Below are 20610 nucleotides of genomic sequence, written 5' to 3'. Positions count from 1 at the left end.
CCGCGACCGCGGGGTAGCCGTTTGCGTCGTAAGCGCGATGTCGCGGTCGCAGCTTGCGCAGCTCCTACAGTCGGAATCGGCGCTTGCGCGCAGAATTGTGGCCGTTCGCGCCGAAAGCACGGTGCCGCAATCGCCACTCAGCCGAGGTCCTGCTCCACAATCTCGCGCCGCCGCCACAGCATGCTGCGCAACACCCCGTCGCGGCGGATCAGGCCGTGATACAGCGCCGCCGCCAGATGCAGCAGCACCAGCGCGAACAAGGCGTACGCCAAGGTCCGGTGCAGCCAGCGCAGCGCCGCGAACCAGCTCGGGTCGAACGGCGCGATCGGCGGCAGGCGCAGCCCGGCGCCGAGGTCGACCGGATAGCCGCCGGCCGACAGCATCGCCCAGCCGATCAGCGGCATCGCCAGCATCAGCGCGTACAACAGCCAGTGCGAGGCGTGCGCGGCGAAACGCTGCGCCGCGCTCAGCTCGCGCGGCAGCGGCGGCGGGCGGCGCCACAGCCGCAGCGCCAGCCGCAACACCGCCAACACCAGGATCGCCGCGCCGAGCGGCTTGTGCAGCGCCAGCAGCCAGGCGTGGCGTTCCGACACGCTCGCGACCAGGCCCGCGCCGACGAACAGCATGGTCAGGATCATCAGCGCCATCAGCCAGTGCAGCACGCGCGCCGGCCACCAGAACATCGTTTCGTCGCGGCGGGTCGGTTCGGCATTCGTCTCGGCGTTCATCGCGCGGCCTCCTGCGGCGGACGGCCGCCGGCACGCGCTTCCTCGGCGGTGCGGCGGCGGTAGGACTCGGCGTAAGCGGCCGAGCGCGCCGGCAGCAGCGGGTCGGCCGAGGCGACGATGCCGTCGGGCAGCACCATCGGGTCGTAGTTGATGTCGCGGCATTCGCCGCTGTCCTGGTCCTGGGCGCGTTCCAGGATCAGCGTGCCGGCGTCGATCTGCGGGCGCTGCGCCGGCCAGACTTGGGTCGCGTCGTCGACCGGATCGCCGGCCGCGGCCAGCGTCGCCCACAGCCGCCAGCGCAGCGGGCCCCGGGCGAGGCGTTGTTCGAGTTCGGCGGCGAGGGTGTTCACGTCCTGCGCGCCGAGCGGTGCGGCGGCGGCGCCGTTGTCGGCCTCGACCCGCCAGCGCACCGCATGGCGCGCGCCGTCGGCGCCGACGAAGTAGAACGCGTTGAGGCCGTAGTAACTGTCGGTGGCGTAGCTGGCCGACGGCTTCTGGTCCTTGATCCAGGCGCGGAACGCGGACGTTTCCGGGTGCGCCTCGAAGAACGCCTTTTGCTTGGCCGGGTCGGGCTTGCCGGTGGCCGGGTCGGGCGCGGTCGCGCGCAGTTGCTCGAAGAACGCCTGCGGCGTGGCGACCGGAAACACCGGCATGTTGTTCATGCCGGTGCGCCATTGCTGGCCGTCGGCCTGGGTCAGGCGCAGCGCCAGGCTGCGGATCGGCACGCCGCCGTCGGGCGCGTAGGGGTTGCCGCCGGGCAGGGCGAAGCGGCCGACCAGGGGCGTGCTCGCACCCGCAGCGAACAGGGCCGCGCGCGAGTACGGCGCGGCCGCGCCGTTGCTGTCGAAGCGGCCGATCACGCACACGCCCTTGGCGTGGTTGCGGCGGTAGCCGGGGTGCAGGCCGCCGTTGGTCTGCAACTGATCGACCAGGCGCTTCGGCGTCAGCCGCTGCGGGTCGAGGTAGCCGGCGACATAGGCGAAGGCGCCGGCGAGGCCGCCGACCGCGAGCGCGATCAGGGCCCAGCGGGCGAGCGGGACGGGCGGTCGGGGCGGTGCGAAGGGTTCGTTCATGGCGGGCGATCGTGGCTGCGGGAGTGGCTGCGTCACCGGTACGACGCGCGGCCGCGGCGCTTATTCCCTCGCCGCGTCCTGAACGGCGCGGCGACCGGCCGCGGGAATAAACTGGGTCCGGCGGCGTCACACCGGACGAACCCCTGCGAACCGCGCCCATGTCCCCGCACGAACTCGATCAGGCCCTGCGCGAACAACTGCCCTCGCTGCGGCGCTTCGCCCGCTGGCTGGCGCGCGACCCGCACGCGGCCGACGATCTGGTCCAGAGCGCGCTCGAGCGCGCCATCGCCGGCTGGGACCAGCGCCGCGACGAGGCGGCGCTGCGGCCGTGGCTGTTCTCGATCCTCTACCGCCAGTTCCTCGACGGCCAGCGCCGCGCCCAGCGCTATGCCGGCGTGCTCGCGCGGACCGGCCTGGGCGCGCCGGACAGCCAGCCCTCGGCCGAGCGCGAGGCGATCGCGCGCTCGGCGCTGGAGGCCTTGCAGCAGTTGCCGGTGGAGCAGCGCAGCCTGCTGTTGTGGGTGTCGGTCGAAGGCCTGAGCTATCAGGAAGTCGCCGATATTCTCGAAGTCCCCATCGGCACGGTGATGTCGCGGCTGTCGCGCGCGCGCCAGGCGCTGCGCCGGCTCAGCGACGGCGAGACCGCCGCGCCGCCGCTGAGATTGCTGAAATGATGCGTTCGTCCCGCCGCTGTTCGCTTCCGCTTGCGAGTTCCGTATGACCCACGTCCCCGACGAACACGATCTGCACGCCTACATCGACGGCCGCCTGGACCCCGCGCGCCGCGCCGAGGTCGAGGCCTGGCTGGCGCGCCAGCCCGAGCGGCTGGCCGAACTGCAGGCCTGGCAGCGCGACGCGCAGCAACTGCGCGTCGGGCTCGCCGGCGCGCTGCCGCCGCTGGAGCCCGCGCTCGACCCCGCGCGCCTGCGTGCGGGCCTCGCGCGCCGCCGCAGCGCGCGCTACGCCGTGGCCGCGGCGGTGCTGCTGAGCCTCGGCGTGGGCGGCATCGGCGGCTGGCAGGCGCGCGAATGGAGCCGTCCCGCCGCGCCGGCGATGCTGGCCGGCGCGCCGATGGCCGACGCGATCGCCGCGCACCGGCTGTTCGCCGCGCGCCACGACCTGCGCACCGACGCGGTCGCCGGCGATGTGCAGTCCTGGCTCGACGCGAACTTCCGCGAACCCATGCGCCTGCCCGACCTCAGCGCCGCCGGCTACCGCCCGGTCGGCGCGCGCGCGCTGTCCACCGACCAGGGCGCCGCGGCGCTGGTGGTCTACCAGGACCCGGCCGGCGCGGCGATCAGCTTCTACATCCGCCCGCCCGGCCCGCGCCACCACATGCTGCCGCGCGGCGACCGCCGCGACGGCGGCCTGCTGGCGCAGTACTGGTCGCGCGGCGGCTACAACTACGCGATGGTCAGCGCGGGCGATGCGGCCAGCGCGGATGTGGTGCGGCACGCGTTGCGGGCGATTTGAGCCGGCGAGCTTCGGCGGCTTGCGAAGGGGAAAAAGAAACGCCCCGCGGATGCGGGGCGTTTCGTTCCAACGGTGCGATCGCGTGCGCGTCGCGGACCCGAAGGCCTCAAGCCGCCTGCACGATCCGCAACGGATTAGCGAATTCCTTCAGCAACTCCGCCTCGCGCGCCTTGGCCTTGTGCAGGTGTTCTTCCTTGACGTGGCCGTAGCCGCGGATGTGCTCGGGAATGCCGGCGATTTCCGCGGCGAGGTCGACGTTGCCGCCGTCGAGTTTGTCGAGCAGGCCGCCGACGGTCTGTTCGTACTCGCCGATCAGGCGCCGCTCCATCTTGCGTTCCTCGGTGTAGCCGAAGATGTCGAAGGTGCCGCCGCGCAGCTTGCGCAGCTTGGCCATCCACTTGAACGCGGTGAACACCCAGGGGCCGAATTCCTGCTTGATCAAACGGCCTTGCGCGTCCTTCTTGGCCAGCAGCGGCGGGGCGAGGTGGAACTTGAGCTTGTAGTCGCCGTCGAACTGCTGCTGCAGGCGGCGCTGGAATTCGCCGCTGGTGTACAGGCGCGCGACTTCGTACTCGTCCTTGTAGGCCATCAGCTTGAAGAAGTAGCGCGCGACCGCCTCGGCCAGATCGGTCGAGCCCGGCGCCTTCTTTTGCTCGGCCTCGCGCACCTTGGCGACGAAGTCGGAATAGCGCTTGGCGTAGGCGGCGTCCTGGTAGTCGGTCAGGAAGGCGACGCGGCGCGCGATCAGTTCGTCGAGCGAGCGCGACAGGCGCAGGTCGTCGAGCGGCAGGAACGCGACGTTGTCGCCATCGGCCTTGGCAGGCACGTGGCGCAGCTCGTCCTCGTTGCGGGTCGCGCGCGGCGCCGAGGTCGCGCCCCACTCGTTGCCTTCCCACTCGCCGGGCTTGAGGTGCGGCAGGTCGCGCGGGGTCGCTTCGGCGGCGGTCGGCACCTTGCGGGTCACGCCGGCGGCTTCGGCCACCGCGCGCGGGTCGATCGCGGCCAGGCGGCCCCAGGCGAACGCGGTCTTGTTCATCTCGATCGCCGCGCCGTTGAGCTCGATCGCGCGCATCAGCGCGTCGAAGCTGATCGGCACCAGCGCGCGCTGCCAGGCGTAGCCGAGGATGAACAGGTTGGCGGCGATGGCGTCGCCGAGCAGGGCGGTGGCGAGCTGGGTCGCATCGACCAGATGCGGCGCCTGATCGCCGAGCGCGAGCTTGATCGCGGCGACGATGTCGGTGGCCGGGAACTGCATGTCCGGACGCGTGGTGAAGGTGCCCGGCATCGCTTCGTAGCTGTTGAGCACGACCTGGCTGCGGCCGGCGCGGATCTTCGACAGCGCCCAGTAGTCGTTGACCACGACCATGTCGCAGCCCAGCACCAGATCGGCCTCGCCGGCGGCGATGCGCACGGCGTGGATGTCCTCGGGGGTCTTGGCGATGCGGATGTGGGTGGTCACCGCGCCGCCCTTCTGCGCCAGGCCGGTCTGGTCGAGCACGCTCGCGCCCTTGCCTTCCAGGTGCCCGGCCATGCCGAGCAGCGCGCCGATGGTGACCACGCCGGTGCCGCCGACGCCGGTGATGAGGATGTTCCAGGGCTGGTCGAGCGCGGGCAGCTGCGGCAGCGGCAGATCGTTCAGACGATCCTTGGCCGAGGAACCCTTCTTCTTCTTCAGGCCGCCGCCTTCGACGGTGACGAAGCTCGGGCAAAAACCATTGACGCAGGAATAGTCCTTGTTGCAGTTCGACTGGTCGATCTCGCGCTTGCGCCCGAACTCGGTTTCCTTCGGCAGCACCGACACGCAGAACGACTTCTTGCCGCAATCGCCGCAGCCTTCGCAGACCAGCGAATTGACCATGACGCGCTTTTGCGGATCGACCATCTTGCCGCGCTTGCGGCGGCGGCGCTTCTCGGTCGCGCAGGTCTGGTCGTAGATCAGCACGCTGACGCCCTTGACCTGGCGCAGGCGCTTCTGGATCGCGTCGAGTTCCTTGCGGTCGTGGAATTCGACGTCGCTGGGGAACAGCTCGCGGCGGTTCCACTTGGCGATGTCGTCGGACAGCAGGACGATCGTGTGCACGCCCTCGGAGCGCACCTGATGCGCGATCTGCGGCACCGACAAGGTGCCGTCGACCGGCTGGCCGCCGGTCATCGCGACCGCGTCGTTGTAGAGGATCTTGTAGGTGATGTTGACGCCGGCGGCGACCGACTGGCGGATCGCCAGCGAGCCCGAGTGGAAGTAGGTGCCGTCGCCGAGGTTCTGGAACACGTGCTCGGTCTCGGTGAAACCGGCCTGTCCGCACCAGGTCACGCCTTCGCCGCCCATCTGGGTGAAGGTGTTGGTGTCGCGGTCCATCCAGGTGACCATGTAATGGCAACCGATGCCGCCGAGCGCGCGCGAGCCTTCCGGCACCACCGTGGAGGTGTTGTGCGGGCAGCCCGAGCAGTAGTGCGGCACGCGCGGGAACGCGACCCGCGGCAGCGCCAGCTCGCTTTCCTTTTCCTCCATCCAGCGCAGCACGTCGCGCATCTGCTCGCTGTCGTGGAAGCGCTGGATGCGGCGCGCGATCACGCCGGCGATGCGCGCCGGGGTCAGCTCGCCGGTCGAGGGCAGGATCCACTCGCCGTTCTCGTCGTACTTGCCGACGATCGACGGACGCTTGCCGCCGTCCCAGTTGTACATCGATTCCTTCATCTGGCTTTCGATGAAGGCGTGCTTCTCCTCGACCACCAGGATGTCGTCGAGGCCGCGCGCGAACGCGCGCAGGCCGACCGGTTCCAGCGGCCAGGTCATGCCGACCTTGTACACGCGGATGCCGAGGTCGGCGCAGGCGCGCGCGTCCAGGCCCAGGTATTCCAGCGCCTGCAGCACGTCGAGGTAGCTCTTGCCGGTGGTGATGATGCCCAGGCGCGCGTTGGCCGAATCGATGACGATGCGGTCGATCCTGTTGGCCCGCGCGAACGCCTGCGCGGCCTTGACCGCGTACTGGTGCAGGCGCATTTCCTGGTCCATCGGCGGATCCGGCCAACGGATGTTGAGGCCGCCGGCCGGGATGACGAAGTCGTCCGGGGTGACGATCTGCAACGCCAGCGGATTGACGTCGACCGACGCCGACGACTCCACGGTTTCGGCGATGGTCTTGAAGCCGACCCAACGCCCGGTGTAGCGCGACATCGCCCAGCCGATCAGGCCCATGTCGAGGATGTCCTGCACGCCGGCCGGGTTGAGGATCGGCATCATCGCGCTGGTGAACTCGCCTTCCGAGCCGTGCGGCAGGGTCGAGGAGCGGCAGGCGTGGTCGTCGGCGGCCAGCGCCAGCACGCCGCCGTGCTTGCTGGTGCCGGCGGCGTTCGCGTGTTTGAACACGTCGCCGGTGCGGTCCACGCCGGGGCCCTTGCCGTACCACATGCCGTACACGCCTTCGACCTTGGCGCCGGGAAACAGGTTGGTCTGCTGGGTGCCCCAGACCATGGTCGCGCCGAGGTCTTCGTTGAGGCCCGGGGTGAACTTCACCCCGGCCGCTTCCAGATGCTTGCGCGCGCGCCACAGCTCCAGGTCGAACCCGCCCAGCGGCGAGCCGCGGTAGCCGGAGATGAAGCCGGCGGTGTTGAGCCCCGCGGCCTGGTCGCGCAGGCGCTGCATCAGCGGCAGGCGCACCAGCGCCTGCACGCCGGACAGATAGATGCGGCCTTCCTGGCGGGTGTACTTGTGCTCGAGGGTGTAGTCCGGGTCGAGCACGGAGTTGGTGAGGTCCGTGTTCGCCGACGACGGCGAGCTGAGTTCTGCGGTGCTGGTCATGGGCGGGCTCTCGCGGCGATGCCGCGGGTGGGCTGGCGGGGGCGGTGCGGCGGGCGTCCGTGCGGTCCGGTGTGGCGCGCCGGGAGCCGAGCAAAGACTCGGAATTATAGCCTGTGTGCGTAATTGGGCCGCCAGACGGGCAGAGTGTGCCTTTCGTATACGGGGACGGCGGCCGCTGCGTGCGCAGGATGAACAGGGGAATGCGAGGGCCGCCACCGGGCTGCGCGCCGCCGTCGCGGCCGGCGCATCCGGCCTGCGCCGCGCAGGCTGCGCGGCGCGCGATGGCCGCCAATGCGCACCGCGCATGAACGCCTGCGCCGCGCCGCGGCGTGGCGGCGTCGCGATGCCGCTACAGTCGCAAGGCCGGCGACGATCCGGCGTAATTTCAGGACCGCGCTCATGTTCCGTCTTCCTCTCGCCGCAGCGCTCGCGCTGCTGTTGTCGGCGCCGGCCTTCGCCCAGGCGCCCGCTCGGCCGGCGGCCAAGCCCGCCGCCGTCGCGGCCGCCAAGACCTCGCCGCCGGTGTTGGCTGCTCCCAAGCGCGAACCCTCCGCGCATGCGCCGCCGGGCGCGGCGAACCCGCAGGACGCGCTGTATCGCCAGAGCCCGGCCAACGCGCGCCTGGCCGAGCCGGGCGCGGCGAACTTCCCGATGCCGTCGCCGCAGCCGCTGGTGCGCTGGAGCGAACCGGCGGCCGGCGAACGCGATGCGCAAGGCAACGTGCGCAAGCCGATGAGCGACCGCTGCGCGCATTCGATCAAGAAGATGCGCGAAGCCGGCGCCGGCGACGTCGCCCAGCGCGAAGACCGCGCGCGCCGCGACTGCCGCGGCGGCTGAGCCGGGCGCGGCGCGGCCTCAGCGGCCGTGCTGTCGGCGCGCCCCACCCTCTCCGCCTTGTGGACGCATGAAGCCGCGTCGGGACACGCGCGGCGATGCGGCGGCGCCACTGCTGTGGCGAGTGAATCGAGACTCGGCGCGCCGGCCTATGCTTGTGCCCGCAGCCGGGACCGCCGGGCGCCGCCGTTGCCACTCCTCGCAGGAGCGACCCGCATGGCCAAACGCCCACCCAAAGACCCCGCCGCCTTGTTCGAATCGCGCTGCGACACGCCGCTGGCCCTGTCGGTGCTCGGCGGCCGCGAATGCGCGCTGGTGCCCGAAGGCTACGAAGACGACGAGGCGCCGGAGGACTTCCATGCCGCCGTCGCGGCCTTCATCGCCAGCCCCCATTCGGCGCTGCTCGAAGCCGGCGAGCACGTCTACGCGTATGACGATCCGACGCTGGAAGACGTGGTGTATCGCCGCCGCCGTTGATGGCAACGTTTGCCGGCGCGCTCAGCGCCGGCCGGCGATCCAGCTGTCGCGCACCGTCAGCTCGTCGTCGAGCGCGACCAGATCGGCGCGATAGCCCGGCGCGATCCGTCCGAGCTCGCCGCCGAGGCCGAGGAAGTCGGCCGGATACGCCGAGGCCATGCGGCAGGCGTCCTCCAGCGGCAGCCCCAGGCGCCGCACGGTGTTGCGCACCGCGGTCGCCATGTCGAGCGCCGAGCCGGCCAGGGTGCCGCTGGCGGTGCTGCACTTGCCGTCGCGGCAGGTCATGGTCTCGCCGTACAGCACGAAGTCTTCGTTGACGCCGCCGACCGGCGGCATCGCGTCGGTGACCAGCATGATCTTGCCGCGCGGCTTGGCCGCGATGGCCACGCGCAGCGAAGCGTCATGCACGTGTTCGCCGTCGACGATCACCCCGCACCACGAGCCGGGATCGTCGAGGCAGGCGCCGACGCCGCCGGGTTCGCGGCTGCCGAGCGGCGTCATCGCGTTGAACAGGTGGGTGACGCCGCTGATGCCGTTGGCGAAGGCCGAGCGCAGGCGTTCGTAATCGGCGGCGGTGTGGCCGGCGCTGAGCAGCACGCCGCGCGCGGCCAGCGCGCGCAGGGTGGCGTCGTCGAAGCGCTCCGGCGCCAAGGTCAGGATCGTCTTGCCGTTGTCGAGCGAGGCGATGCGGTCGAGCTCGTCCTCGCCCGGGGTGTGGAACTTGTCGGGGTTGTGCACGCCCTTGCGCGCCGGCGCGAGGTACGGGCCTTCGAGATGGATGCCGAGAATGCCGGGCACGCCCGCGGCGATGGCCTCGCGCACCGCGGCGATCGCGCGCAGCATCACCTCGACGTCGTCGCTGATCAGCGTCGGCATCATCCCGGTGGTGCCGAACTTGCGGTGCGCCTGGGCGATCGTGCGCAGCCCGTCGACCGTCGGCGCATCGTTGAACAGCACGTCGCCGCCGCCGTTGACCTGGGTGTCGATGAAGCCGGGCGCCAGATAGCGGCCGTGCAGATCGACCGCCTGCGCGCCGGCCGGCGCCGGGCCGGGCAGCACGGCGACGATCCAGCCGTCCTCGACGATGACGCTGAGGTCGGATTCGAAGCCGCGCTCGCTGAGCACGCGGCCGTTGACGAAGGCGGTGGCGGTCATGGCCTCAGACGGTCTCGGTGACTTTATTGAGATGCGGCGGCACGTCCGGGTTCAGCCCGCGCGCGGCCGACAGCGCGTTGGCCGCCTTGTAGAAGCTGGCCACGGTCAGCAGCGGCGTCATCGCCGGGTGCAGCGAGCGCGCCAGCGGCAGCGCATCGCCGCCGTGGATGCCCGGCGCGGCCAGCCACACCGGCGCGCCGCGCTGGCGGAACTCGCGCGCGACCGCCACGGTGCCGTCGCCGGTGCCGTCGTCCTGGGCGAAGGCCAGCACCGGAAAGCCCGGGCCGACGATCGCCATCGGGCCGTGCTTCACTTCCGCGCTGCTGAAGGCTTCGGCGTGCAGGCCGCAGGTTTCCTTGAACTTCAGCGCGGCCTCCTGGGCCGCGCCGAGGCCGAGGCCGCGGCCGATCACGAACAGGTTGTGCGCGTCCTTGAGGCCCTCGACCAGCGGCGACCAGTCCTGCGCGAACGCCTCGCGCAGCGCCGCCGGCAGCGCGTGCACGGCGTCGAACAGGCGCGCGTCGCTGCTCCAGCGCGCGGTCAGCTGCAGCATCGCCGCGAGCGAGCACAGATAGCTTTTGGTCGCCGCGACGCTCTTTTCCGGGCCGGCGTGCAACGGCAGCACGGTGTCGGCGACCTGCGCCAGCGGCGAGTCGGCGACGTTGACCAGGGCCAGCACGTGCGCGCCGGCGCTCTTGGCGATCTCGGCGTTGCGCACCAGGTCGGGGCTTTTGCCCGACTGCGACACCGCCACGAACAGCGAATCCTGCAACTGCGGCTTGACCGCATAGACCGAGCCCACCGACGGCGACGCCGAGGCGGTGACCAGGCCCAGCTGGGTCTCGAACAGGTATTTGCCGTAGGTCGCGGCGTGATCCGAACTGCCGCGCGCGCAAGTGACGATGAAGCGCGGCGGCTGCGCGCGCAGGCGTTCGGCCAGCTCGTCGACGATGTCGGCGTTGGCGGCGAACTGGCGGGCGACCGCGTCGCCGGCTTCCTGCGCTTCGGCGTACATGCGGGTGGTGCTGGGGTCGAGCAGGGTGTCGGCGCTCACGGGGTGGGTTCGCTCTGGAGTTCGGCGACGAAGTCGTAGGCGTCGCCGCGGTAGAAGGATCGGGTGAACTCGACGACGCGACCGTCGTCGAGGAAGGTGCGGCGTTCGATGAACAGACCGGGCGCGCCTTCGGGCAGGTTCATCAGCCGCGCCTGCTCGGCGTCGAAGGCGATCGCGCGCAGGCGCTGCAAGGCGCGCGCGGGGCGGATGCCGAGCTTGGCGAAGGCTTCGTAGAGCGAGTTCTCGACCAGGTCCGGATCGCCGATGACCGCGGCCGGCACCACCGTGCGCTCCAGCGCCAAGGCCACGCCGTCGGCGGTGCGCAGGCGGTAGTAGCGGATCACCGCCGCGCCCGGCGACAGGTTCAACGCCATCGCTTCCTCCGGCGTGACCTCGCCGAGGCCGCGTTCGAGGAAGGTCGAGCGCGGATCGAGCCCGCGCGCGCGCAAGTCGTCGGTGAAGCTGGTCAGGCGCGAGAACGATTTGACGATGCGCTCGGCGACGAAGGTGCCGGCGCCCTGGCGCTGCACCAGCAGGCCGTCGCCGACCAGGCCGGCGATGGCCTTGCGCACGGTCACCCGCGACAGGTCGAGCAGCTTGCCGAGCTCGCGTTCGCCGGGCAGGGCCTGGCCGGCGGTCAGCTCGCCGTTCTCGATCGCGTGCTGGAGGGTGCGGCGCAGGTGTTGATACGCCGGCGCGCGGCGCGCGTCGGACTGGCGGCGGAATTCGTTTTGCAGATAGTCCTGCATGCGGGAAAAGATACCAGTGGCAGACCATTGGCGGCAACAAAGACGTGCTAAACCGGTTTAAACCATTGATTTATGGTTATTTTGCACGGGTGGTATCTTACTGGTATCTTTGCTGGTATGGTTTCATCCAGACCAGTCGAGACCCCGCCGGACCGTCCATGAGCGTCTATTCCGTGCCTTCCACCGCGCAACCCCCGCATCTGGCGCCGCTGGCCCCGTTCGATCTGGTGATCTTCGGCGGCACCGGCGACCTGGCCCTGCGCAAGCTGCTGCCGGCCTTGTTCCACCGTTATGCCGACGGCCAGATCGTCGCCGCCGCGCGCATCGTCGGCATCGCCCGCGACGAGCGCAGCGACGAGGCCTACCGCGGCAAGATCCGCGAGGCGCTGATCCAGTTCGCCGGCGAGCAGGCGCAGCAGACCGAGGTGCTCGACGGCTTCCTGGCGCTGCTGTCGTACCGCCGGCTGGACCTGAGCTCGGACAGCGGCTGGCCCGAGTTCGCCGCCGAGTTCGCCGACGCCGAGCGGGTGCGGGTGTTCTACCTCGCGGTCGGCCCGGACCTGTTCGGCGTGGTCTCCGACCGGCTGCAATCGCACGGCCTGGTCAATCCCAAGACCCGCGTGGTGGTGGAAAAGCCGCTCGGCAAGGACGGCACCAGCGCCGACGCGATCAACGACGCGCTGGCGCGGGTGTTCAACGAAACCCAAATCTTCCGCATCGACCATTACCTCGGCAAGGAGACGGTGCAGAACCTGACCGCGCTGCGTTTCAGCAACGCGCTGTTCGAACCGCTGTGGAAGGCCGAGCACATCGACCACGTGCAGATCACCGTGGCCGAAACCGTCGGCGTGGAATCGCGCGCCCCGTATTACGACAAGTCCGGCGCGCTGCGCGACATGGTCCAGAACCACCTGTTGCAGCTGCTGTGCCTGGTCGCGATGGAGCCGCCGTCGTCGCTGGCCGCCGACGCGATCCGCGACGAGAAACTCAAGGTGCTGCGCGCGCTGCGCCCGATCGAGAACGGCAACGCCGCCGGCTTCACCGTGCGCGGCCAGTACAAGGCCGGCGCGGTCGAAGGCCGCGCGGTGCCGGGCTATGCGCAGGAACTGGGCGCGCAGTCGTTCACCGAAACCTTCGTCGCGCTCAAGGCCGAAGTGAAGAACTGGCGCTGGGCCGGGGTGCCGTTCTACCTGCGCACCGGCAAGCGGCTGGCAGAACGCGTGTCGGAAATCGTGGTGACGTTCCGTCAGGTGCCGCATTCGATTTTCGAAGGCCTGACCGAACAGGACCCGTCCAGCCGCCTGCAGCCGAACAAGCTGGTGCTGCGGCTGCAGCCCGACGAAGGCGTGAAGCTGTGGTTGATGAACAAGGTGCCCGGCCCCGGCGGCCTGCGCCTGCGCCACGTGCCCTTGGACATGAGCTTCGCGGCCGCGTTCGGCGGACGCCAGGCCGATGCGTACGAGCGCCTGCTGATGGACGTGGTGCGCGGCAATCCGATGTTGTTCATGCGCCGCGACGAAGTCGACGCGGCGTGGAAATGGATCGACCCGATCCGCGCGGCCTGGGCCGCGAGCGCCGAGGCGCCGCGCCCGTACACCGCCGGCAGCTGGGGACCGAGCGCCGCGGTGGCGCTGATCGAACGCGATGGGAGGACGTGGCATGAAGATGCAGGCTGAGCGACTGACCGTGATCGAACCCTTGCCGCTGCCGCTGCACGAAAAACTGTTCGACGACGGCGAACAGCTGGCGTTGGCGCTGGCGCGGCAAGTCGCCGCCGACCTGCGCGCCGCGCTCGCGCGCCACGGCGAAGCCAGCATCGCGCTGTCCGGCGGCAACACGCCGAAGCGCTTTTTCCAGCAGCTGTCGCAGCAGACGCTGGATTGGGCGCGGGTCACCGTGCTGCCGATCGACGAGCGCTGGGTGCCGGCCGAGCATCCGCGTTCGAACGAACGCCTGCTGCGCGAGCACCTGTTCCAGCACAACGCCGCGGCGGCGCGCTTCCTGCCGCTGTATCGCCCGGTCGACACGCCCGAGATGGCGCTGATGCCGGTGCTGACCAAGATCGCCAACGAAGGCCTGCCGCTCGACGTCGCGGTGCTCGGCATGGGCGACGACGGCCACACCGCCTCGCTGTTCCCGGACCTCGGCCACGACAACCCGGCGCTGCGCGAGATCGGCCTGCAGCCGCGCGGCCGCGCGCCGGTGATGTCGGTGCGCACCGCGGCGATGCCCGAGCCGCGCATGACCTTGACCCTGAGCGCGATCTTCACCGCGCCGGCGCTGTATCTGCACATCGAAGGCGAAAGCAAGCGCGCGGTGCTCGACGCCGCGCGTAGCGACCCGCGTTCGACCCTGCCGATCCGCGCCGCGCTGGCCGGCGCGCCGCACGTGCCGACCTTGTATTGGAGTCCGTAACCCGCACGATTATTTGGAACCCGCGTCGTTTTGGGTTCCGCAGACAGCCAAGCCCTGACTCCCTCCCCTCCCAGTTAAGGCTTTTGCTGTCGCCCCGTCGCCGGGGCGGCGTCCGCACCGCGGACGCGGGGGGATTTGCTTTTGCCGGTGCTTCTCCGGAAGGTGTAGGAAGAGCAAATCCCCCCTCTCTCCCTTTTTTAGGGGAGTCTCGTTTTTCGAGTCACCGGCCAGGCGCCGATGCCGGCGCCCCGCATCGAGCAAGGTTCAAGTGAATACCCAATTGCATCCTGTCGTCGCGCAAGTCACGCAAAGCATCGTCGAACGCAGCCGCGCGCGCCGCACCGCCTACCTCGCCCGCCTCGACGCGGCCTGCGGCAGCGGTCCGCACCGGCGCCGGCTGTCGTGCGGCAATCTCGCCCACGGTTTCGCCGCCTGCGCGCCCGGCGACAAGCAGGCGCTGCGCAGCGGCGCGGCGCCGAACCTCGGCATCGTCACCTCGTTCAACGACATGCTCTCGGCGCACCAGCCGCTGGAGCGCTATCCCGATCTGCTGAAAGCCGCCGCGCGCGACGCCGGCGCGACCGCGCAGGTCGCCGGTTGCGTGCCGGCGATGTGCGACGGCGTCACCCAGGGCCGCGAAGGCATGGAGCTGTCGCTGTTCTCGCGCGACGTGATCGCGATGGCGACCGCGGTGGCGCTGTCGCACGACATGTTCGACGCCGCGCTGTACCTGGGCGTGTGCGACAAGATCGTGCCCGGCCTGCTCATCGGCGCTTTGCACTTCGGCCATCTGCCGGGCATCTTCGTGCCGGCCGGGCCGATGACCTCGGGCCTGCCCAACGACGAGAAATCGCGCGTGCGCCAGCGCTACGCCACCGGCGAAGCGACCCGCGACGAGTTGCTCGAAGCCGAGGCGCGCAGCTACCACGGCCCCGGCACCTGCACCTTCTACGGCACCGCCAATTCCAACCAGATGCTGATGGAGATGATGGGCCTGCACCTGCCGGGCTCCAGTTTCGTCCATCCGAATACGCCGCTGCGCGACGCGCTGACCGCGCTGGCCGCGCGCCGCGCCGCGCAGATCACCGCGCTGGGCGAGGACTTCCGCCCGATCGGGCGGATCGTCGACGAACGCGCGATCGTCAACGGCGTGATCGGCCTGCACGCCACCGGCGGTTCGACCAACCACCTGCTGCATCTGGTGGCGATGGCCGCCGCCGCCGGCATCGAGCTGCGGCTGGAGGATTTCGACGCGCTGTCGTCGGTGGTGCCGCTGCTGGCGCGGGTGTATCCCAACGGCAGCGCCGATGTGAACCACTTCCACGCCGCCGGCGGCCTGGCGTTCCTGATCGGCGAACTGCTCGATCACGGCCTGCTGCACGGCGATGTGGAAACCGTCGCCGGGCACGGCCTGGAGCGTTATCGCGTCGAAGCGCGCCTGGGCGAGGACGGCGAAGTGCATTACGTGCCGTGCACGCGCGAAAGCTGCGACACCGCGGTGCTGCGGCCGGTCGCCGATCCGTTCCGCAAGGACGGCGGCTTGCGCGTGCTGACCGGCAACCTCGGCATCGCTGCGATCAAGGTCTCGGCGGTGCCGGAAGACCGTTGGACGGTCGAAGCGCCGTGCCGGGTGTTCACCGAGCAATACGAGGTCAAGCAGGCGTTCGAGCGCGGCGAGCTGGACCGCGACGTGATCGTGGTGGTGCGTTTCCAGGGCCCGCGCGCGAACGGCATGCCGGAGCTGCATCAGCTGACGCCGACGCTGACGGTGTTGCAGAAACGCGGGCATCGCGTCGCGCTGGTGACCGACGGCCGCATGTCCGGCGCGTCGGGGCAGGTGCCGGCGGCGATCCACGTCACCCCCGAAGCGATGGTCGGCGGCCCGCTGGCCAAGCTGCGCGACGGCGACGTGCTGCGCGTGGACGCGGTGGCCGGGACGCTGAGCGTGGTCGAACCGGCCGATTGGGCGGCGCGCGAGAACGCGACGGCCGATCTGTCCGCGCACCATGTCGGCTTCGGCCGCGAACTGTTCGCCGCGTTCCGCGACGCGGCCGCGCCGGCGGATCAGGGCGCGGGCGTGTTCGGGCCGGTGCCGTTGTGATTGCGAGGGCGGTGCGGTGTTGATCGCGCCGCGCTGCCCCGACCGTCGTTCCCGCGAAAGCGGGAACCCAGGGCTTCATCGCGACATGACTCTGAAGTCTCTGGATTCCCGCTTTCGCGGGAATGACGGTAGGTAAGAACTGCATCGCCCCCAACTTCCGAATTCCAAAAGGCAGCGCCATGCCCGCCCCGATCCGCACCACCTTCCTGTTCGACCTCGACGGCACCCTGGTCGACAGCGTCTACCAACACGTCCTGGCCTGGAAACAAGCGCTCGACGCCGACGGCATCCCGCTGTCGGTGTGGCGCATCCACCGCAAGATCGGCATGAGCGGCGGCTTGTTCACCAACATCCTGCTGCGCGAGACCGGAATCGACATCACACCCGAGCGCGTGGAGCGCCTGCACAAGCTGCACGCGCAGGCCTACGCCGCGCAGGCGACGCAGATCCGGCCGCTGCCGGGCGCGGTCGAACTGCTCGCGTACCTGACCGAAAACGAAATTCCCTGGGCCATCGCCACCAGCGGCCGCATGGAAACCGCGCGCCACAACCTGGTCGCGCTCGGCGTCGACCCCGAGCGCAACGTGGTGATCACCCGCGACATGGTGCGCTACGCCAAGCCCGATCCGGACCTGTTCCTCGCCGCCGCCGACAAGCTCGGCGCCGACATCGAGCATTCGGTCGTGGTCGGCGACAGCATCTGGGACCTGCTCGCCGCGCGCCGCGCCCGCGCGCTCGGCGTCGGCCTGCTGTCCGGCGGCTACGGCCAGGACGAACTCGAACGCGCCGGCGGCTTCCGCGTCTACGAAGACCCGGCCGACCTGCTCAAGCACATCGACGAAGTCGCCGCGCGCGCCTGATTATTTTTCTGGGAACCGAACAATGACTGCGATGCAGGATCTGCAAAAGCGCGTCGGCGCGGTGCTGGCGCTGGCGCCGGTGGTGCCGGTGCTGGTGATCGACGACCTCAGCCATGCGGTGCCGCTGGCGCGCGCGCTGGTCGCCGGCGGCTTGCCGGCGATCGAAGTGACGCTGCGCACGCCGGTCGCGATGGAGGCGGTGCGGGCGATCGCCGCGGAAGTCGAAGGCGCCGCGGTCGGCGTCGGCAGCGTGCGGCGGCCGCAGGATTTCGTCGATGCGTTGAAGGCCGGCGCGACCTTCGCGGTGTCGCCGGGCAGTTCGCCGGGGCTGATCGCCGCGGCGCGCGAGATCGATCTGCCGTGGCTGCCGGGCGCGGCCACCGCGTCGGAAGCGATGGCGTTGCTCGAACACGGCTACACCCAGCTCAAGTTCTTCCCGGCCGAATCGATCGGCGGCGCGACCGCGCTGAAGTCGCTCGGCGGCCCGCTGCCGGAGCTGCGGTTCTGCGCCACCGGCGGCATCGGCGCGAACAACGCGCGCGAGTACCTGGCGCTGGCGAACGTGCCGTGCGTCGGCGGCTCGTGGGTGGCGCCGGCGGCGGCGGTGAAGGCGGGGGATTGGGCCCAGGTCGAGGCGTTGGCGCGCGAGGCGGCGGCGCTGAAATGAGCTTTGCTCCCTCTCCCGCTTGCGGGAGAGGGCCGGCGGAGGGCACGCGCTGCGTCCGCACCCGCGCAGGCATTGAAGTCGCATTTGCCCTCACCCTAACCCTCTCCTGCAAGCGGGAGAGGGGACCGGAATGCAGGCGGCTACGCCTGCGCCGGCCGCGGCGGCGCAGTCGACCCGCGCACCACCAGGATCGGGCTGAAGCCTTCGTTCGCCGGCGGCTCCAGCTGGGTGTCGCTCTCGCGCCGCAGTTCGGCGATCAGGCGGTACGCGGCGTGTCGCGCGATTTCTTCGGTCGCCTGCCGCGCGGTCGTCAGCGTCGGCCACGACTGCTTGGAAAACGGGCTGTCCTCGAAGCCGGCGATCGACAGGTCGTAAGGCACGTGCATGCCCGAGGACTTCGCCGCCGCGAGCACGCCGGCGGCGATTTCGTCGTTGCTGCCGAAGATCGCGGTCGGCCGGTCGGGCAGGGCGAACAGGCGGCGCGCGCCGCGGAAGCCGTCGTCGAACGAATAGTCGCCGGGCAGGACCAGATTCTCGTCTTCGCCGATGCCGTAGTCGGTCAGCGCCTGCGCATAGCCTTTGTAGCGCTCCCAACTGGAACGGTGCGACTTGCCGCCCCACAGGAAGCCGATGCGCTGGTGGCCGAGCTGGATCAGGTGTTCGGTGATGTCGTAGGCGGCGTCGCGGTCGTCGACCCACACGCACGGCGCGCCGTCGCGCGGGTCTTCGGCGGCCGAGACGATGCGCACCAGCTTGATCCCGTGCGCGGTCAGTTCGCTGACCAGCTCCATGCGCTCGGACATCGGCGGCGCCAGCACCAGGCCGGCCAGGCGCGCGCCCTGGACCAGGTCGATCAGGTCGGCGGCCAGCAGCGGCGAGGACGAATCGCAGGGATGGATCTGCAGGCCGTAGCCGGTTTCGCGGCAGGCGGCGAGCACGCCGTTCTGCACGCTGATGATGTAGTACGGGTTCGGGTTGTCGTAGACCACGCCGAGCGCATACGGCTGGGCGCTGCGCAGGCTGCGCGCGGACGGGTCGGGGCGGTATTCGAGTTCGGCGATCGCCTCGTGCACCCGCGCGCGGGTGCGGGCGCGCACGCCGGACTCGTCGTTGATGACCCGCGAGACGGTCTTCAGCGAGACCTGGGCGAGTTCGGCGACATCTTTGATGGTGGGTCGGCGCACGGGGCCTCGGCGGTGAGCGCGGTGCGGGCGCGTCGTGCGCGCCACGCGGGGCTTTAGCCTACTCGCCGCTTCAGGCCTTGGGTACCACGGCCAGGGTCAGGCGCGAGATGCAGGCCAGGCGGCCGGCCTCGTCCTCGATGCGGATTTCCCAGACCTGGGTGCTGGCGCCGACGTGGATCGGCCGGGCGGTGCCGGTGACCGTGCCTTGGCGCACGCCGCGCACGTGGTTGGCGTTGATCTCGATGCCGACGCAGACCTTGCCGTCCGGGCAGCACAGGTTGCCGGCGCTGCTGCCGAGGGTTTCGGCCAGCAGCACCGAGGCGCCGCCGTGCAGCAGGCCGTAGGGCTGGTGGGTGCGCGCGTCGACCGGCATGGTGCCGCGCACGTAATCGGGGCCGATTTCGGTGAAGGCGATGCCCAAAGGCTCCATCGCGGTGTTGCGCGAGAGCCGGTTGAGGTCGTCGACGGTGGTGGTGCCGCGGAACAGCGGTTTGGCTGCCGGCGGAGTGGCGGCCGGGGCCGCGGGGCTGGTCGGGTCCGATGCGCTCATCGCAGAACGATAGCGGCGGGACGGCGACCGGACCAGCCGGGACGTGTCGGCTTGCGCCGGGGAACAGCGGTTACGGCGGTGGCAACGGCTTCGGGCGGAACGCAGTTCGGTTCGGGCGGGGCAAAAGAGGCCGGATCGGCGCGCGCTGGGACTTTTGGGAAAAGGGAGCGCTCAGTGCGCCGATCCGGACCAGGGAAGCGTGGCCGACCGGACCAGGGACGCCATGCTGCGATCAGGCGAAGCGGAAGCGCGGCTGGACCCAGTTGCTGGCGTAGCTGCGGTTGCTGGCGTAGCCGCTGGAGTTGCCGTAGCCGACGCCGAAGTCGCGCTGGCGGTGGACGTGGCGGACCGGGGCGTTGGCGGCCGGGGTCTTGGCGGTCGGGGCGGCGGTCTGGGTGCGGGCGTTGGAGGCGTTCATGGTCGGGTCCTTGGTGTGTCGTGGGGTGGTAGTGCTTCGGTGTGTTGGTAAAGTACAACACCTGTGCAGAAATCGGTATGTGCTGGAAGTCATATCCCCCTTTAGTCATGCCCCGTGCGGTTCTGGGGGCTGGCCGGCGGGGCTGCATCTACCGGGTTCGAGGATATGGATGAGCCCGGGGCGGCCGGGGTTGCCATGACTGACGACCTAGACGGCGGCGCCGGCGCGGGTGTGACTGCGGCGGCGCCAGCCCGGGCCGGCAACGCACTTCGGCCGGGCGCCGCGCCGCGTTGCCGCGGGCGCGAACGCTCGCGTAGGCTCGGACCGGTTGCGGCCGGACCGGCTGCTCCGTCATCGCGAGCCTGCGGTCGACGGGCCGCGCTCAAGCAGGGAGAGTCACGATGCAACAGGACGAGCTGACCGCGCTGATCAGCAAGACCGCGGTGTTGATGGAACAGTTCGAGCGCCGCTGCGAGGAACTCGAGCGCCACCAGCGCGCCTTGGCCGAGCACCTGCAGGCGCTGGCGCAGCAAGTGCCCGGGGTGCTGCGGCAATCGGCCGACGACAGCCTGCGCACGCTGCCCGGGGCGGTCATGGGCAAGCTCGAAAGCGGTTTGTCGGAACCGGTGGGCGCGTACGAAAAACGTCTGCGCGACGCCGGCAGCCTGCTCCACGACGGCTCGCAGACGCTGGCCGGGCAGCTCAAGCGCATGGAGCAGCTGCACAAGCATCTGGTGTGGAAAGTCGTCGGCGCCGCGTTCGGCAGCGTGCTGCTGTTGCTGCTCGGCGGCGGCTGGCTGCTGTGGCAGTACCGCGCCGATATCGACCAGAGCCGGATCTCGGCCGAATTGCTGCGCGCCTACAACCGTGCGGACGTGACCCTGTGCGACGGGCGCTTGTGCGCGAACGTGGACGAGAAGGCCGCGGGGTATGGAGATCGCAAGCAGTATCGGCCGGTGCGCTCGCGCTAGGCGGGTGGTTTCGTCGTAGTTGCAGCGTTGCGGTCGCGGCTCGCGCCGCTCCTACAGTCGGACACGCAACCGGCCGCAGCCCCTGTAGGAGCTGCGCGAGCT

The 20610-nt window shown here is 70.5% G+C and carries 19 protein-coding genes; 10 read left to right on the top strand and 9 right to left on the bottom strand.

The features are described 5' to 3' along the window. Window positions 1-137: 137 nt before the first annotated feature. Both JHW38_RS16015 and JHW38_RS16010 read right to left on the bottom strand, forming a co-directional pair. A complete protein-coding gene (locus JHW38_RS16015; RefSeq protein ID WP_242690962.1) occupies window positions 138-728 on the bottom strand; it encodes a cytochrome b in 591 nt (196 codons plus the stop codon). After that, window positions 725-1801: a catalase family peroxidase gene (locus tag JHW38_RS16010; protein WP_207522325.1), complete on the bottom strand. Its 1077-nt coding sequence runs from the start codon at window positions 1799-1801 to the stop codon at window positions 725-727. Before JHW38_RS16010 ends, JHW38_RS16015 begins: the two co-directional genes overlap by 4 nt. 158 nt (window positions 1802-1959) lie before the next feature. Between JHW38_RS16010 and JHW38_RS16005 the strand changes: the two genes are divergently transcribed. Further along, a complete protein-coding gene (locus JHW38_RS16005; RefSeq protein ID WP_207522324.1) occupies window positions 1960-2475 on the top strand; it encodes an RNA polymerase sigma factor in 516 nt (171 codons plus the stop codon). Window positions 2476-2518: 43 nt separating this feature from the next. Then, window positions 2519-3274, top strand: coding sequence for an anti-sigma factor family protein (locus tag JHW38_RS16000; RefSeq protein ID WP_207522323.1), 756 nt, complete (start codon window positions 2519-2521; stop codon window positions 3272-3274). 106 nt (window positions 3275-3380) lie between these two features. Here the strand turns inward: JHW38_RS16000 and JHW38_RS15995 are convergent, their stop codons facing one another. Continuing rightward, the gene (locus JHW38_RS15995; RefSeq protein ID WP_207522322.1) at window positions 3381-7073 is read right to left on the bottom strand and encodes an indolepyruvate ferredoxin oxidoreductase family protein; all 3693 of its coding nucleotides are present in this window, start codon (window positions 7071-7073) and stop codon (window positions 3381-3383) included. Window positions 7074-7472: 399 nt separating this feature from the next. Here JHW38_RS15995 and JHW38_RS15990 point away from each other — a divergent pair, with 399 nt between their 5' ends. Together JHW38_RS15990 and JHW38_RS15985 are read left to right on the top strand one after the other, a co-directional pair. Beyond that, window positions 7473-7910, top strand: a complete 438-nt coding sequence (locus tag JHW38_RS15990) for a hypothetical protein (protein WP_207522321.1) — start codon at window positions 7473-7475, stop codon at window positions 7908-7910. 213 nt (window positions 7911-8123) lie between these two features. After that, window positions 8124-8384, top strand: coding sequence for a DUF6985 domain-containing protein (locus JHW38_RS15985; protein ID WP_207522320.1), 261 nt, complete (start codon window positions 8124-8126; stop codon window positions 8382-8384). Between the two features lie 21 nt (window positions 8385-8405). Here JHW38_RS15985 and nagA read toward each other — a convergent pair whose 3' ends face one another. Genes nagA through JHW38_RS15970 form a run of 3 tightly spaced genes read right to left on the bottom strand, consistent with a single transcriptional unit; the run spans window position 8406 to window position 11342 of the window. Beyond that, window positions 8406-9539, bottom strand: a complete 1134-nt coding sequence (gene nagA / locus JHW38_RS15980; protein ID WP_207522319.1) for an N-acetylglucosamine-6-phosphate deacetylase — start codon at window positions 9537-9539, stop codon at window positions 8406-8408. Window positions 9540-9543: 4 nt separating this feature from the next. Further along, window positions 9544-10554 carry an SIS domain-containing protein gene (locus JHW38_RS15975; protein WP_207526399.1) on the bottom strand — a complete coding sequence of 337 codons (1011 nt, stop codon included), beginning with the start codon at window positions 10552-10554 and terminating at the stop codon, window positions 9544-9546. 35 nt (window positions 10555-10589) lie between these two features. Next, the gene (locus JHW38_RS15970) at window positions 10590-11342 is read right to left on the bottom strand and encodes a GntR family transcriptional regulator (protein ID WP_207522318.1); all 753 of its coding nucleotides are present in this window, start codon (window positions 11340-11342) and stop codon (window positions 10590-10592) included. Window positions 11343-11500: 158 nt separating this feature from the next. Between JHW38_RS15970 and zwf the strand changes: the two genes are divergently transcribed. The 5 genes from zwf (at window position 11501) to eda (ending at window position 17385) form a co-directional block, all read left to right on the top strand. Continuing rightward, complete coding sequence (gene zwf, locus JHW38_RS15965; protein WP_207522317.1) at window positions 11501-13018, top strand: glucose-6-phosphate dehydrogenase; 1518 nt, start codon at window positions 11501-11503, stop codon at window positions 13016-13018. Beyond that, entirely contained in the window at window positions 13002-13757 is a 756-nt protein-coding gene (gene pgl / locus JHW38_RS15960) for a 6-phosphogluconolactonase (protein ID WP_242690961.1), read from the top strand. Before zwf ends, pgl begins: the two co-directional genes overlap by 17 nt. A 268-nt stretch (window positions 13758-14025) precedes the next feature. Beyond that, window positions 14026-15858 carry a phosphogluconate dehydratase gene (edd, locus tag JHW38_RS15955; protein ID WP_207522316.1) on the top strand — a complete coding sequence of 611 codons (1833 nt, stop codon included), beginning with the start codon at window positions 14026-14028 and terminating at the stop codon, window positions 15856-15858. A 179-nt stretch (window positions 15859-16037) separates the two neighbouring features. Next, window positions 16038-16718, top strand: a complete 681-nt coding sequence (locus JHW38_RS15950) for an HAD family hydrolase (protein ID WP_207522315.1) — start codon at window positions 16038-16040, stop codon at window positions 16716-16718. Window positions 16719-16740: 22 nt separating this feature from the next. Next, on the top strand, window positions 16741-17385 hold the full coding sequence (gene eda / locus JHW38_RS15945; protein WP_242690960.1) for a bifunctional 4-hydroxy-2-oxoglutarate aldolase/2-dehydro-3-deoxy-phosphogluconate aldolase: 645 nt from the start codon (window positions 16741-16743) through the stop codon (window positions 17383-17385). 140 nt (window positions 17386-17525) lie between these two features. Here the strand turns inward: eda and JHW38_RS15940 are convergent, their stop codons facing one another. The 3 genes from JHW38_RS15940 to JHW38_RS15930 form a co-directional block, all read right to left on the bottom strand. Beyond that, window positions 17526-18569 carry a LacI family DNA-binding transcriptional regulator gene (locus JHW38_RS15940; RefSeq protein ID WP_207522314.1) on the bottom strand — a complete coding sequence of 348 codons (1044 nt, stop codon included), beginning with the start codon at window positions 18567-18569 and terminating at the stop codon, window positions 17526-17528. A 70-nt stretch (window positions 18570-18639) separates the two neighbouring features. Continuing rightward, the gene (locus tag JHW38_RS15935) at window positions 18640-18999 is read right to left on the bottom strand and encodes a hotdog fold thioesterase (protein WP_242691410.1); all 360 of its coding nucleotides are present in this window, start codon (window positions 18997-18999) and stop codon (window positions 18640-18642) included. 352 nt (window positions 19000-19351) lie between these two features. Continuing rightward, window positions 19352-19537 carry a hypothetical protein gene (locus JHW38_RS15930; protein WP_207522312.1) on the bottom strand — a complete coding sequence of 62 codons (186 nt, stop codon included), beginning with the start codon at window positions 19535-19537 and terminating at the stop codon, window positions 19352-19354. 401 nt (window positions 19538-19938) lie between these two features. Here JHW38_RS15930 and JHW38_RS15925 point away from each other — a divergent pair, with 401 nt between their 5' ends. Next, window positions 19939-20508, top strand: a complete 570-nt coding sequence (locus tag JHW38_RS15925) for a relaxation protein (protein ID WP_207522311.1) — start codon at window positions 19939-19941, stop codon at window positions 20506-20508. The last annotated feature ends 102 nt before the right edge of the window (window positions 20509-20610 follow it).

The sequence above is a fragment of the Lysobacter enzymogenes genome (assembly GCF_017355525.1).
Classification (GTDB): Bacteria; Pseudomonadota; Gammaproteobacteria; order Xanthomonadales; family Xanthomonadaceae; genus Lysobacter; species Lysobacter enzymogenes_C.
Note: the sequence above shows the minus strand (reverse complement) of the source record. Positions and strands in the feature narration are given on the sequence as shown.

Bases quoted from the DNA above. Each gene is read 5' to 3' on its own strand.
- JHW38_RS15990 (WP_207522321.1), top strand. From the start codon at position 7,473: ATGTTCCGTCTTCCTCTCGCCGCAGCGCTCGCGCTGCTGTTGTCGGCG.
- JHW38_RS15935 (WP_242691410.1), bottom strand. From the start codon at position 18,999: ATGGAGCCTTTGGGCATCGCCTTCACCGAAATCGGCCCCGATTACGTG.
- pgl (WP_242690961.1), top strand. From the start codon at position 13,002: ATGAAGATGCAGGCTGAGCGACTGACCGTGATCGAACCCTTGCCGCTG.
- JHW38_RS15925 (WP_207522311.1), top strand. From the start codon at position 19,939: ATGCAACAGGACGAGCTGACCGCGCTGATCAGCAAGACCGCGGTGTTG.
- nagA (WP_207522319.1), bottom strand. From the start codon at position 9,539: ATGACCGCCACCGCCTTCGTCAACGGCCGCGTGCTCAGCGAGCGCGGC.
- JHW38_RS15985 (WP_207522320.1), top strand. From the start codon at position 8,124: ATGGCCAAACGCCCACCCAAAGACCCCGCCGCCTTGTTCGAATCGCGC.
- JHW38_RS16010 (WP_207522325.1), bottom strand. From the start codon at position 1,801: ATGAACGAACCCTTCGCACCGCCCCGACCGCCCGTCCCGCTCGCCCGC.
- JHW38_RS15975 (WP_207526399.1), bottom strand. From the start codon at position 10,554: ATGTACGCCGAAGCGCAGGAAGCCGGCGACGCGGTCGCCCGCCAGTTC.
- JHW38_RS15970 (WP_207522318.1), bottom strand. From the start codon at position 11,342: ATGCAGGACTATCTGCAAAACGAATTCCGCCGCCAGTCCGACGCGCGC.
- JHW38_RS16015 (WP_242690962.1), bottom strand. From the start codon at position 728: ATGAACGCCGAGACGAATGCCGAACCGACCCGCCGCGACGAAACGATG.
- JHW38_RS16000 (WP_207522323.1), top strand. From the start codon at position 2,519: ATGACCCACGTCCCCGACGAACACGATCTGCACGCCTACATCGACGGC.
- zwf (WP_207522317.1), top strand. From the start codon at position 11,501: ATGAGCGTCTATTCCGTGCCTTCCACCGCGCAACCCCCGCATCTGGCG.
- JHW38_RS16005 (WP_207522324.1), top strand. From the start codon at position 1,960: ATGTCCCCGCACGAACTCGATCAGGCCCTGCGCGAACAACTGCCCTCG.
- JHW38_RS15930 (WP_207522312.1), bottom strand. From the start codon at position 19,537: ATGAACGCCTCCAACGCCCGCACCCAGACCGCCGCCCCGACCGCCAAG.
- JHW38_RS15995 (WP_207522322.1), bottom strand. From the start codon at position 7,073: ATGACCAGCACCGCAGAACTCAGCTCGCCGTCGTCGGCGAACACGGAC.
- JHW38_RS15950 (WP_207522315.1), top strand. From the start codon at position 16,038: ATGCCCGCCCCGATCCGCACCACCTTCCTGTTCGACCTCGACGGCACC.
- eda (WP_242690960.1), top strand. From the start codon at position 16,741: ATGACTGCGATGCAGGATCTGCAAAAGCGCGTCGGCGCGGTGCTGGCG.